Source organism: Paenibacillus sp. DMB20, assembly GCF_000987955.1.
Classification (GTDB): Bacteria; Bacillota; Bacilli; order Paenibacillales; family Paenibacillaceae; genus Paenibacillus_AQ.
The window spans coordinates 63,685-75,734 of the sequence record NZ_LAZU01000018.1 but is presented as its reverse complement, the minus strand read 5'-3'; the positions used below and the strand labels follow the sequence as shown (position 1 = coordinate 75,734).

Annotated in this window: 15 protein-coding genes and 2 pseudogenes; 3 read left to right on the top strand and 14 right to left on the bottom strand. The window is 52.3% G+C overall.

What is annotated here, in order from left to right; translation table 11 throughout:
• Positions 1-13: 13 nt before the first annotated feature.
• Both XI25_RS36140 and XI25_RS34200 read left to right on the top strand, forming a co-directional pair.
• Positions 14-364, top strand: a pseudogene (locus XI25_RS36140) (nucleoside recognition domain-containing protein); the annotation flags it as partial.
• A gap of 127 nt (positions 365-491) precedes the next feature.
• Complete coding sequence (locus XI25_RS34200) at positions 492-1,241, top strand: hypothetical protein (protein WP_235439700.1); 750 nt, start codon at positions 492-494, stop codon at positions 1,239-1,241.
• Here XI25_RS34200 and coaD read toward each other — a convergent pair.
• The 11 genes and pseudogenes from coaD to rpiA form a co-directional block, all read right to left on the bottom strand.
• Positions 1,219-1,734: a pantetheine-phosphate adenylyltransferase gene (coaD, locus tag XI25_RS06545; RefSeq protein ID WP_046677900.1), complete on the bottom strand. Its 516-nt coding sequence runs from the start codon at positions 1,732-1,734 to the stop codon at positions 1,219-1,221. The two genes, XI25_RS34200 and coaD, sit on opposite strands and share 23 nt — an antisense overlap.
• Positions 1,731-2,330 carry a 16S rRNA (guanine(966)-N(2))-methyltransferase RsmD gene (gene rsmD, locus XI25_RS06540; protein WP_046677899.1) on the bottom strand — a complete coding sequence of 200 codons (600 nt, stop codon included), beginning with the start codon at positions 2,328-2,330 and terminating at the stop codon, positions 1,731-1,733. The genes coaD and rsmD overlap by 4 nt, the downstream gene beginning before the upstream one ends.
• A 464-nt stretch (positions 2,331-2,794) precedes the next feature.
• Positions 2,795-2,893, bottom strand: a complete 99-nt coding sequence (locus tag XI25_RS31915; RefSeq protein ID WP_152669080.1) for a sporulation protein YjcZ — start codon at positions 2,891-2,893, stop codon at positions 2,795-2,797.
• Positions 2,894-3,132: 239 nt separating this feature from the next.
• Complete coding sequence (locus XI25_RS06535; RefSeq protein WP_235439699.1) at positions 3,133-3,309, bottom strand: helix-turn-helix domain-containing protein; 177 nt, start codon at positions 3,307-3,309, stop codon at positions 3,133-3,135.
• Between the two features lie 137 nt (positions 3,310-3,446).
• The gene (locus tag XI25_RS06530; RefSeq protein ID WP_046677898.1) at positions 3,447-4,037 is read right to left on the bottom strand and encodes an HD domain-containing protein; all 591 of its coding nucleotides are present in this window, start codon (positions 4,035-4,037) and stop codon (positions 3,447-3,449) included.
• A 208-nt stretch (positions 4,038-4,245) separates the two neighbouring features.
• Positions 4,246-7,411, bottom strand: a pseudogene (locus tag XI25_RS06525) (MMPL family transporter).
• Positions 7,395-7,694, bottom strand: coding sequence for a MarR family winged helix-turn-helix transcriptional regulator (locus XI25_RS06520; RefSeq protein ID WP_235439698.1), 300 nt, complete (start codon positions 7,692-7,694; stop codon positions 7,395-7,397). Before XI25_RS06520 ends, XI25_RS06525 begins: the two are co-directional and overlap by 17 nt.
• Complete coding sequence (locus XI25_RS34195) at positions 7,606-7,902, bottom strand: hypothetical protein (protein ID WP_235439697.1); 297 nt, start codon at positions 7,900-7,902, stop codon at positions 7,606-7,608. The genes XI25_RS06520 and XI25_RS34195 overlap by 89 nt, the downstream gene beginning before the upstream one ends.
• Before the next feature lie 288 nt (positions 7,903-8,190).
• Positions 8,191-8,619, bottom strand: coding sequence for a GNAT family N-acetyltransferase (locus XI25_RS06515; protein ID WP_046677897.1), 429 nt, complete (start codon positions 8,617-8,619; stop codon positions 8,191-8,193).
• A gap of 26 nt (positions 8,620-8,645) precedes the next feature.
• On the bottom strand, positions 8,646-9,101 hold the full coding sequence (locus XI25_RS06510; RefSeq protein WP_046677896.1) for a MarR family winged helix-turn-helix transcriptional regulator: 456 nt from the start codon (positions 9,099-9,101) through the stop codon (positions 8,646-8,648).
• A 32-nt stretch (positions 9,102-9,133) separates the two neighbouring features.
• Positions 9,134-9,799: a ribose-5-phosphate isomerase RpiA gene (gene rpiA, locus XI25_RS06505; protein ID WP_046677895.1), complete on the bottom strand. Its 666-nt coding sequence runs from the start codon at positions 9,797-9,799 to the stop codon at positions 9,134-9,136.
• A 114-nt stretch (positions 9,800-9,913) separates the two neighbouring features.
• Between rpiA and XI25_RS06500 the strand changes: the two genes are divergently transcribed.
• Entirely contained in the window at positions 9,914-10,111 is a 198-nt protein-coding gene (locus XI25_RS06500; protein WP_046677894.1) for a hypothetical protein, read from the top strand.
• Between the two features lie 57 nt (positions 10,112-10,168).
• Here XI25_RS06500 and XI25_RS06495 read toward each other — a convergent pair whose 3' ends face one another.
• The 3 genes from XI25_RS06495 to XI25_RS06485 form a co-directional block, all read right to left on the bottom strand.
• Positions 10,169-10,729, bottom strand: a complete 561-nt coding sequence (locus tag XI25_RS06495) for an O-acetyl-ADP-ribose deacetylase (RefSeq protein WP_046677893.1) — start codon at positions 10,727-10,729, stop codon at positions 10,169-10,171.
• 77 nt (positions 10,730-10,806) lie between these two features.
• Positions 10,807-11,226 (bottom strand): hypothetical protein, encoded by a 420-nt coding sequence (locus XI25_RS06490; RefSeq protein ID WP_046677892.1) that lies wholly within the window; start codon positions 11,224-11,226, stop codon positions 10,807-10,809.
• A gap of 108 nt (positions 11,227-11,334) precedes the next feature.
• Positions 11,335-11,922 carry a TraX family protein gene (locus XI25_RS06485; protein WP_327204736.1) on the bottom strand — a complete coding sequence of 196 codons (588 nt, stop codon included), beginning with the start codon at positions 11,920-11,922 and terminating at the stop codon, positions 11,335-11,337.
• Positions 11,923-12,050: the final 128 nt, after the last annotated feature.

The window sequence follows — 12,050 nt, the reverse complement described above, 5'->3', positions numbered from 1 at the left end:
GAGGAGAATCCTTATGAATAAAGGCAACGCCGTTACCCGGTCTTCCGGCCTGTGGACCACCATTCTGCTCGGAGCGGCAGCCTTCCTGCTGGTGCTGGCTGTCGTCAGCGCACCCGAATCCGCCTTTCAAGCCTCTCTCCAGGCTTTAAAGCTTTGGTGGAATATCGTGTTTCCCGCACTGCTTCCATTTTTGGTGCTGGTGGAAATTATATTTGCTTACGGCTGGGCGCACGGGGCGGGGGTATTTCTGGACCCCTTCATGCGCAAAACGTTCAATCTTCCCGGCGTAGGCGGCTGGGTTCTCATTACCGGCATGACGGCAGGGTTTCCCGCAGGGGCCCAAGCGTCCGCAACCATGGTAAAACAGGGCCACTTAAGTCCGGAGGACGCGGGAAGGCTCGCCGCCTTGTCACACTTCTGCAACCCGATGACCATCCTTGTCGTCATCGGTACCGGTCTGCTTCACCAGCCGGCCGCGGGTTACCTGCTTCTTGGCGTTCACTGGGCGGCAGGCCTTCTGGCTGGATGGACCCATTCCCTTAAACGTAAAAAAAGCGCCGGTCGGCAATATCGAAGAATCTTCCCTCTCCAAGCCGGCAGGACTGGTTTCCCCTCGGGTTTCCATGCTGAAACGGGCGGCAATTGCCGCTTCCGAGGCGCGGGCCAGAGACGGCCGAAGCTTTGGAAGGCTTCTGGGGGATTCGGTCTCCCGCTCGGTTCAGACCCTGATGATGACCGGCGGCTTTATCATGATTTTTGCCGTCATCGTCAAAGTGCTTTCCGGTTTTTTTCTGTCCCTTGTCCCTCCATTTGTCGCCGCCGGACTGCTGGAAATGCATATCGGGGCCAAGGCCGTCAGCGAAGGCTATTTTACCGGCTTGGGTTTGCAGATGGCCCTGCTGTCCGCCGTGCTTGCCTGGAGCGGAATCAGTGCCCAACTGCAAAGCTTGTCCGCATTGAAAATAAGCGGTCCCGCCTGGGGCGTTTTTGCAATAAAACGGCTATGGCATGCTTTCTACGCCTTCTGCCTGACCCTGATTTTATGGAAGCCGGCAGGCTCCCTGACCGCAGCGGTTCTTCCGGCCTTTGGAGCCGTACCGCACGAAACGCTGCTGCAGGAGCGGCTTTTTGGTTTGTGGAGCGGATTCCACATCCTGCTGCAGTGGCAGATCCTGACTTTCGTCTTGCTTACGATCCTGTTTTGGATCGTTTCAAGGGTTATCTCCCGGCGTTCCCTTTGAATTTCTCCCGCAGCGCCAGATCAACTTCTGGGCTTACCAGATCCGTGGTGTCCCCGTTAAAATGGGCGATTTCCTTAACTAGGCTGGAGCTGAGGTAGGAGTACTTCGGGTTGGTCATCATAAAGATGGTCTCCGCATCCGGATTCAGCTTGTGGTTTGTCGAGGCAAGCTGAAGCTCATATTCGAAATCCGTAACGGAACGGATGCCGCGGACGATGACGTTCGCATTCTTTGTTCTCACGTAGTTCGCCAGCAGATCCCGAAAACTGTCGATTTGCACGTTCGGCAGATGGGACGTCACGCGGGAAAGCAGGTCTTTTCGTTCCTCCACGGTAAACAGGGGGTTTTTGCTGAGGTTATTCAAGACCGCCACGATCAGCAGGTCAAACTGCTTGGACGCTCTTGTAATAATGTCCATGTGCCCCATCGTAACCGGGTCGAAGCTGCCGGGATAAACGGCTATTCTATATGTACTTTGCTGTTCTGTTGTCATGAATGCGGTACCTCCTCGCCGGACGTTTCCGGCTCTCTTTCCATTCCTTCGAATTTATATATCGATACGGCGGTCTCGCCGTATTCGGCTGTTCGCATATGCAGAAAGCCTTCCATGTCTTTCGGATAGGCATAATCGGACTCATATTCCAACACCAATAAGGCTCCTGTGCGAAGCAGCCCTCTGGTTGCCATTTCCATCATTAACGCATCGCCGTTTTTCATCCGGTAAGGGGGGTCGAGGAAAACGAGATCAAATTGATATTTCCTCTTTTCCAGTACCTTTAATGCCCGTCCCGCCTCGTTCCGGAAAACTTCCGAACGGTCGCCGAAGCCGGTTGCCTTCAGATTGGCCCGGACCGTTTCGATGCTTTTCGGTTCCATATCGATAAAAATCGCCTTGTCGATTCCGCGGCTCAAACTTTCGATGCCGAGTCCGCCGGTACCGGCGAATAAATCAAGCGCGGCCCCCCCTTCAAAATAAGGGCCGATCATGCTGAATATCGCTTCCTTCACTTTATCCGTCGTAGGACGGGTACCCATGCCGGGGACGCTCTTGAGCGGCCGGCCCTTGGCACTTCCCGATACTACTCTCACTGCAACTCTCACCCGTTCCATGTCTAAATGTGTAGAATGCCGTTTAAAAAAGGCATTTTATGAGATTATCGTAACACAATCCTCCCGTTTATAAAAATGATTCGATGATCATCCAAGTTTTTTCAATTTTCAGGTATAGACTGCGCTGGAAAGGGCATCCTAAAATTATCGACATCAAAAATGTCGTAGACAACCGCGGAGAAGACTTACGTTTCCCCATAAGCTCTTCGTCCGGTTTCTCCTCTCCCATGAAGGGCGCTCTGAAAAGGGCGCCCGAATTTTATTTTCCTGCAGTAATTCGAATTCTCACATATGAATCCCAAATTCGAAGATGTTGCAACCCCTTGGAATGAAACGCCTATATGAAAAAAAAACCGCCGGGCTCCCGGCGGGGCTAACATGTTCCTATCCGGTTTGTCAGCAAGGCGCGGTTCGCCCAGACCAACCAAAGTTTGAAGTAAGGGTTAGATGAATGCGCGTGTAATAATCACCAACAAAATAAACAGTACCAGAACGATACCTACAGTAGAGGCATATCCGTAACCTACTCCGCTCACATTAATCCCTCCCTTTTTTGAACATACCACATGTTATGCCCTTCGGTCCGAAACGAACTGGGCCACTGCCTTTTGTCGTCAAGAATGATGAATGGGCCCAATTTCGGAGGCGTTCGGGAATCGGAAGTTTTCTTTTCATGGACAAGGTGCAAAAGTCATGCCTGGACTATACTTTCCGCTCTCACAAAAAAAAGCGCAGGACCTTAGGTCCGTACGCTACAGGAACATTCATGGCAACCGCGTTTCTATTCCGATCCTTCATTCACCGGGAGGACTTGGTTGTCCTCAGGCCGTCTTCTGCGGTCAATCAACCCTTCTTCTCCGAACTGCCGGTATTTGCGCATCCAAATTTTCAGCCGTCCGAGATCGGAAATCTCTAATGCCGAAGCAACTTCTTTCTTGGTCATTCCATCCAGCCGCATCGCGACTGCCTTTTTTTTTGGTTTCCAGGCTGTAATATTGAAATGTTTGTCCCTTCTTTGCCATAGAAATCACCTCTAAATTTATATATCGGCTGTCTATGGCTGTTTTTCAATATGTAAGCGCTAAATGCCATGGCTTAAGGCAGCAAGTACCCTCTTTCCACCGCTTCGGCAATCAGCTCTTTCGTCCATTCGCCGAGCGCCGGGATGGAGTCGGTGATGCTTTCTGCACGGGAAAGCACTTGTCTTGACGTCACCCCATGCTCCCGCCACGATTTGCCTTCCGTAGCGAAATTGTGCAGCATCGGATGCAAACGGTCGATGGCATTCGCGAATTTGGCCTCGACCGTGGCGCGCTCCTCGAACTCGAGCCACAAATTCAGCATCTCCCGGCCCTGGTCTTCCGGCAAAATGCCAAAGATGCGCTCGGCCGCCGCTTTTTCCCTGTCGAATTTCCCGACGTATCCCTTCACGTCATAAGCAAACGTATCTCCCGCATCGATCTCGACAAGATCGTGTATAATCAGCATTTTCAATACATGGAGCAGGTCCGGCTGGGCCCCGGGAACATGCTCGGCAATCACGGAGGCCATCAGCGTGATATGCCACGTATGCTCCGCGTCGTTTTCCCTTCTGCTCCCGTCCATGAGGTATGCTTGCCGTACGATGCCTTTCATCTTGTCGACTTCCCGTATAAAGTCCAGCTGTTTTAAAAATCGCTCGTTCATCTGTCGTACCTCCGTCATTATCCTGCTGTTTTCGTTGGATTGAATGATCTGCGAAAAACACCTTTATCCATCTTATCCTTTTTTCGTGCAAACAAAAAGGACAGACGGCTTAAACTCGGCCGCCTGCCGCTTTAACAAATGATATACCCGTCTTCCGGCATGGCCGGGCATCATGGTATACCGCCCCGGTTGCTAAAACTGATGATCTTTAAAGATGGATATCCCGCGATTGGTTGGATTCCGCCTGATCCTTCACGCCGAAAGGCCACCAGTTCGCTTGCCCGAACAGTTTGACCATGACAGGCACGAAGAAAGGCAGGAATATCAATGCATACAGGAACAGTCCGGTAAGCACGACCGTTGCAATTTGCATCATCGACAGGACCCCCGACGGATACATCGCCGCAAAGGTCCCGCCCAAAATCACGACGGCGGACAGAATTACGGTTCCCATATTCCGCATCGCATGGTAGATGCCTTCCTGTACGTCCATCGTTTTGTTTTCGTTGAAACGGTCCATGAGGAAGATGCTGTAATCCACTCCCAGGGCGGTAAGCATAACAAAGCCGAAAAACGGAGTCGCCCAGGTAACGCCGGAATATCCGAGCACATCCACAAACACGAATTCCGTCATTCCCATGGATACGTAATACGTAACCACCAAAGCGACCATAAGATACAGAGGCATGATGACGGAGCGGAGCAGTACGATCAAAATGAGCAGAATGCCGCCCAGCATCAGGACAACCGTCCGGCTGTAATCTTCGTCGGATATCCGCTTTAGATCCGCATGCGTACTCGTTACGCCGCTGATGGCGATCTCTGCGTTTTCGAGTTTGCTGTCTTTGACCGCACGCGCCACGGAATCCTCAAGGCTCTTAATGCTACCGAGCGTTTCGGCCGCATACGGATTTCCGTCAAAAACGACATCCAATGTCATGATTTTTCGATCCGGCGACAAGTAGTTGTCGAAAGCGCGCTGCATATCCGGATTTTCGAGCGCCTCTTGCGGAATGAAGAAACCGGTCAGTTCTTTGTCCGGCGCGCTTTGAATTTGCGTAAGGTAATCCTGGGCCGAATTCAGGCCGCCGCTAATCTCGGCGAGGCCCTTGGCACTCTTGTCAAGTCCCGCCGTCAATTCTCCAAGCTGTCCTGACAGCTGTCCAAAGCCTTCCTGAATCTGCTTCTGACCACCCTCCAGTTGGGTCATTCCTGCTTGAATGGACGGCAGTTTGCTTACAACCTGGCCTTGCCCGGCTGCAGCTTGATCAAGTCCGTTCTGCAGAGCCGATATTCCCGCGATCAGCCGGTCGAAGCCCCCCGCCAATGCTTTTTGACCGGAAGCTGCAGCAGCGAAACCTTCGTTGGCCTGCTTTAAGCCGTCAGCCGCCTGCACCGTTTGCTTCTGCATCTGGCCCAGTCCCGCAGCGAGCTGTGAAGCCCCTTTGCCCGTTTCGCCCACCGTTCCGCGGATCGTTAAATAATCCGGGTCTTGGAGCAGTTCGGGCCGGGCCGACTCCAATCGTCCGAAGGAGGCCTCAAGCCCGCTTAAAGCCCGGGCAACGCCGTTCAGCTGCTGCTGGACGTCTCCCATGGCTTTGCCGAGGGCACCTACGCCTTGAGCTGCCTGACGGTATCCTCCAAGCAGCTGCTCATTGGCAGCCGCAAGCTGCTGCGCGCTTTTCTTCGCCTGCTGGAGGCCGCTTTTCAGCTCGCCGGCTCCGGCAGATCCGCTTTGAATTCCGTCCTGAATCTTCCTTAGCGCATCCTCCAGCCGGCCGATGCCCTGCTTAAGCTCGGCGGTTCCCTGCGTCAGCTTGCCGCTGCTTTCGGCAGCCTGTTTAAGCTTCGGTTCGTTCTGGCTCAGCTGCTTGCTGGCCTCGGAAAGCCCTTTTTGAATTTCGGACAAGCCGCCGTTCGTCTGGTCCAGTCCTTCGCCTAAGGTTTCCACCTGCTTGGAGATTTGAAAATCCTTTATTTCGTCCCCCGCCGGACGGGAGAGGCTGCGTACGGCATCAACCCCGTTCACCTTGAGCAGTTCGCGGGAGATCTTTTCGGTTAAAGCCATATATTCTCCCGTATCCATCCGGTCATCGTTCTTTATCACAACCGTAGCCGGCATGGATTGGCCTGCGCCGAATCCGGCTTCGATCAAATTAAACCCTTTGACGGACTCATAATCCTCGCTGATCTCCTCCATGCTGTTAAAAGAAAGCTTTCCGTCATAGGTGACCAGGAAAGGCAAACATATGGCGGCTACAATCAAAAGCGCCGCAAGCGGGCGTTTCAGCGAGAACGAGCCGGCAAGGCCCCATACGCGGCTTTCTTTATGCTCAAGCGAACCCTTGGATGGCCAGAACAGCTTGCTGCCGAGCACCGCCATGAAGAACGGGACGACCGTAAACAGCGCCGCGAGCATAACCGCGATTCCGACGGCCACCGCAACAGCCGAACGGTAAAGAATAAACTGCGACAGCCCGATGGACAGGAAGCCGATCAGGACGGCCAGCCCCGAGAAAAATACCGTTTTTCCGGCGGTTCTGTATGTTTCCACAATCGCGGCAGACGTGCTTTCCCGGCGCATCAACTCCTCTTTGTACCGGCTGATCAGCAGAATGCAATAGTCGGTACCGATCCCGAACATCACGGCCACCATAAAGATTTGCGTAAAGGTAGACAGCGGAAAATCCACGGTATCCACCAAAAAACGCCACAAGCGACTGCGATACCAAATAACTGATCCCTACGGTCAGGAGCGGAACCAGCGGAGCCACGAAAGAACGGAAAACCGCAAACAAAATGACGAGAATGAAGATAATCGTAATATATTCCGTCTTTTTGAGCCCGTCTTCCGAGCCTTGAATCGTATCCTCGTTAATCAGCTCGCTTCCCGTCAAATAATAATCAACGCCGATATCCCCGAGGGATTCATGGATTTTGGCCCGAAGCTTCTTGACGGGCATTTTATCGGTGTCTGCGGAGATAGCGATCATGATCGTCTTTCCGTCTTTGGAAATCATCTTGTCTTCCAGAGCCGGCTCGTCAAAAGGGTTCATGATGGAGTCGATGCCAAGTTCTTTCCGATTGGCCTTCAGATCCGCGACCGCCCGCTTCACCTTGTTCTTCCCGTCTTCCCCCAAACCGTCAGCATCGTAGAACACCATCGCGGACTGAACCAAATGCGCGCCGCCCTTGTCGGCATTCATCTCTTTCAGGATTTCGGCGGCATGGGCCGAGGTATAACCGTCCGGCACGCGCAGCTGTCCCTTCTCCCGGACGAGATCGCTCATGGACGGAGCGGTAAACAGCAATATAACGGTTGCGGCCAGCCAAAGAACAATGACCGCCCATTTAGCCTTAAGTATCGTTTTCATGTCCCTGCTCCCCTCCCTGCTCCTGCAAAAGCATCGCCAGCTTCTCATACAGCGTAATAAAATGCTCGACTTCGCCTTCATCGAAATGGGTCAGATAAGACGCCACCAGCGACTGGAGATGCAGCTCGGCCTTGCGGTGGATTTTCCGGCCTTCCTCCGTCAGCGTCAAATAAACGACTCTTCGGTCGCCTTCGTCACGTTCCCTTTCTATCCAGCCCCGCTCCGCCAGGCGATTGACAATGGACGTAATCGAGCTCTTCCCGACAAACAGAACATCCGCCAAAAAAAGTGGACGTGCACCGTTCGCGATTGTGAATCAGGCACAGAACCTGGTGCTGCTCCCTCGTGATATCAATGCCGATCGCTTCGCGGATATCGGCATTAATGCGCCTGCTTACCTTCATGTCCGCGTCGATGTAACGTTTGATCCAGCTTTCCGCGTTGTTTAAATGAATGGTGTTTCCCTCCCGGACAAGTAGTTTTATATTCAAACTATTTCATCTTGAAACTATATATCTTTCCAAATGGAATGTCAAATATTTACCATACGTCCTCACCAAAAAGAAAAAACGTCTATCGACGTATTTTCTCAGAAGACAGACCGCATTTAGCGGAAGTTTTTCTTGCGATCAGGAAGGCCCATGCTTCGAAGTTTATACTTTCTGATATCTAAAAAAAAAAACGCCTTACGGCGTCCTTTTCAAATCATGCTTATTCAGCTCTATCCGATATGCAATCAGGCAATCGTGCTGCGGGTACCGGTCTGTCGTTATTGACCGTTAGCTTTCTTCTTCCTCCACTTCGTACACGCAGCGAAACCTCTCCACACCAGGAAAGCGTTCGCCCAGGCTGTAAATCTGAAAGCCGATGCTGCGGTAGAAACCGACCGATTCTTCATCGGTCTCCGCAATGACCACATCCGGTTTTTTCTGAAGCATCAGTTCCATGATCATGCCGCGTCCGTAATCCTTGCCGCGGTTTTCCGGCGTAACCGCTATATGCTTGATGGTCATCTCCTTGTCCGTCAGATCGACGCCGATCAGCCCAACCAGAACGTCCTCTTCCTCATACCCATAAAGTTCAAGGCCATTCGGCTTACGATACGCTTCAACGGCCGTTTCCAGGGATTCCGGATCAGGAAAAACGGCGTAGGCAAGCAGCTCCTTGACTTCCAAATCATCCAGCCGGTAAGAAATATCCTTAATCATATCCATTCACCTTTCGTTTCATTATGTTATCGCAAAGGATTGTTCTGCGCGGTTGTGCCGAGTTTCCGCAGCAAAGCCGCAGCCTGCCGCTTTTCCTCCTCGGTCAGTCCGCTGACCGCTTCCTCGATTTTCTTTTTGTGTCCCGGAAATATACGTTCGAACAGCCGGGTCCCCTCCTCCGTCAGTTCTGCATATATCACGCGGCGGTCCTCCGAGGAGGCTCTGCGTACAAGCAAATTTTTCTTCTGCAATTTATCGACGACATACGTAATATTTCCGCTCGAGATCAGTACCTTTTCACCAATCTTCTGCAGAGGCTGAGGTCCTTTATGATAGAGCACATCCAGCACGCCGAATTCGGTCGAATTCAAACCGTGGCTTTGGATGCTGCGGTTGGAGTGGCCCATGACCGAGTTATAGGCACGGGCGAGTACCACCAACAAATATAATGACAATTCTTCATGCTCTGAATTATGCGACATCCACCATTACCTCCGAATAATCAATCCTCTGTTTAAATGCCCTGTTTACGGTAAACCTCGACTTCCCCGCTTGCGCGGCCGATATACGCCAAGTCTGCCATGCCAAGAAACAGACCGTGCTCAACGACCCCCGGAATGAGGCTTAGTTGTTTTTGAAGCTGCTCGGGAGAACTTATAACATCAAAATGACAGTCCGCGATGTAATTGCCGTTATCGGTCCTGTACAATTGGCCGCCGTCTTCTCTTCGCAGGCGAACGGTGCATCCTAAACGCTCGATCGCTTCACTCGTCCACTCCTTGGCAAAAGGAACGATTTCTACCGGCAGAGGGAAGGCCCCGAGAACGGAAACAACCTTATTTTCATCGGCAACGATAATGAGCCTGTCGCTGTGAAAGGCGGTGATCTTCTCCCGGAGCAGGGCCCCTCCGCCTCCTTTGACCAATCGCAGCTGCGGATCCAGCTCGTCCGCCCCGTCAATGGTCAGATCCAGCCGCCCGATCCGCTCCAAAGGGGTCAACGCAATCCCCTGCTCCACGGCAAGCTTCTCCGAAGCGATGGAGGTGGCCACAGCTTGGATATGCAGGCCGGCCCTTACGAGCTCGCCTATTTTCAAAATGGCCCAATAGGCGGTTGAACCGGTGCCCAGTCCGATTTTCATCCCATCTTTAACGAGTTCGACAGCCTTGTCGGCAGCGATTTTTTTTCATGTTCATCCGAATCCCTCCTTGTACATGCATTGCCTATAGTTAAACATTGCCCCATCCGGAGGTATAATAGACTAGATCCCAAACGATACGAAAGGATGTTAGCGATGAGAACCGCGAATCAAATCCAATCCAAAATCAATGAATTGACCCAACAAAAGAAAATGCTTCAGGCCCGGCTTGAACCTCTGCCAGAGGAAAGCGCGGAACGCCGCAATCTAAACCAGCAAGCCGCCCGGCTGGAGGATATGATCATGATGCTTGAATGGGTGCTGAACGAACCGGACGGCAAATACCATATGTAATTACTTTTAATGGAACGGTATCCGAAGGACACCTTCTATGGCCGAATCCCGCCAAATTCAACCCAATGCATACCGGTCCAGCCGATTAGCGTATAATTCGGCATTTTCCGTATCAAAGCAGATAAAGTCAACTCTCTCCAGCCGATTATCGGCTTGGTCCTCCCTTAGATATTCGGTTACCGCTTTTAACGCAATATCGCAGGCAGGAGCCTTTGGATAGCCGTAAATCCCCGTGCTGATGTTGGGAAAAGCGATGCTGCTGGCACCGACCTCATTTGCAAGCTGCAGGCTGCTGCGGTAACACTCCGCTAATACAAGCTCTTCCCCATGCCCGCCCCCTTCCCAGATCGGGCCTACCGTATGGATGACGTGTTTGACGTCCAGGTTGCCGGCGCTCGTGATGACGGCATGCCCCGGCGGGCATCCCCCCTGCAGTTTGCGGATTTCCTTGCATTGCTCCATGATTTCCGGTCCGCCGGCCCGATGAATGGCTCCGTCGACGCCGGTTCCGCCAAGAAGGCCGGAATTTGCCGCATTGACAATGATGTCGCCTGACCAGACCGTAATATCGCCCGCAAGAACGGAGACCGATGTCCTTCCGATTATTATCGTTTTCATCCGGGTATTCTCCTTTCGGCATTATCCTTTCATTACCCTGCAGGAGGGGAATCTGACCCCGTTTTCGTAATGTTATTTCATTTCGCGGCGGCTTCCGCCAAACGGTCTGCCATTTTCCGTTCGGCATCGGATGTTAAAGCCTCCGTTTCCGAGCGGTAGGAAATAAAGGTTCCTTTTTCACGGGCCTGCCGGATATGGCGCAGGAGCATCATTCCCGCTTCCTCAAGCTTTAAATCGCCTTCGCTATCGTGCCGTATCCTGCACAATCCGGCTTTCTTGACGCCGTCCGCATCCCGGTATTCCATGAACCCGAGCGGCACCAGGGTCTTCAGATCCTCTTCGGAAAATTCCGTTGTCATATAAACGGTATATTCAGACGAAGGCGGCGGAATGTATGAATCCTGTTTCATTTCGGCAATCAACCTTGAATTCCGGTATGCCAAATAACCCGCTGCCCCCAGCATGATCAAACATACGGCTATTCCAACCTCCAGCATGACCCCTTCTCCTCTCATCCATCAACCGGTGTTCTATTGATAATCGCAAAAAAACATGTGATCGAACCAAAACCTGTATCCGCTTTCCGTTCGAATCTGCCACCCCTGTTATTTCAGCCATTGAACCGCCGCGATCACCGCCAAATGGAGCGGATAAAAGGATCTCCATACCCACGGGCTGACTCTCACGCTCTCAAGACGATGCGCTATCCAAGGACCGTAGGCAATCATGAGGGTCGGAAACAGGCTCCACATTTGCAAGTCCCAGCCGTTTAAGAAAAGGTACAGCACGTTGAGCATCAGGTGCCAAAGGACAAGCATGTGCGAACGGGCGTAACGGAATATCACGACCAACAGCAGACCGTAGGCTCCGTAATCAAATGGCAGCAGATCCATCACAACCCCCGCCGTGCTTACGATCACGGCAGACATCAGGAAAGATCCGGTACGTTCCAGTACCTGCAATACGAGCGCCCCGGCGAGTAGAGAGACAACCACATTCAGGCCGTCAGGATTAAGCGCAAGCTGGTAGGGGATTTGAGATACCGTGGCGATGACTCCCAGACGATACAGATAACGAGGGCGAGACGAGGTTCTCTCATAACCCAGGACCAGCGCATAAACATACAGCGGAAAAGAAATGCGTCCGATAATTCTCCACAATTCCTGCTCCGGGAAAAAAAACAAGTCCGACATGATCAATCAGCATCGTCAGCATGGCAACAAGCTGCACAACATTCCTCCATGTCAACCCCGTTTGGGGCTTGGTTTCTATGTATGCACACTTCATTATTATGGATTTGTTTTCAATATGCCGCAAGGTC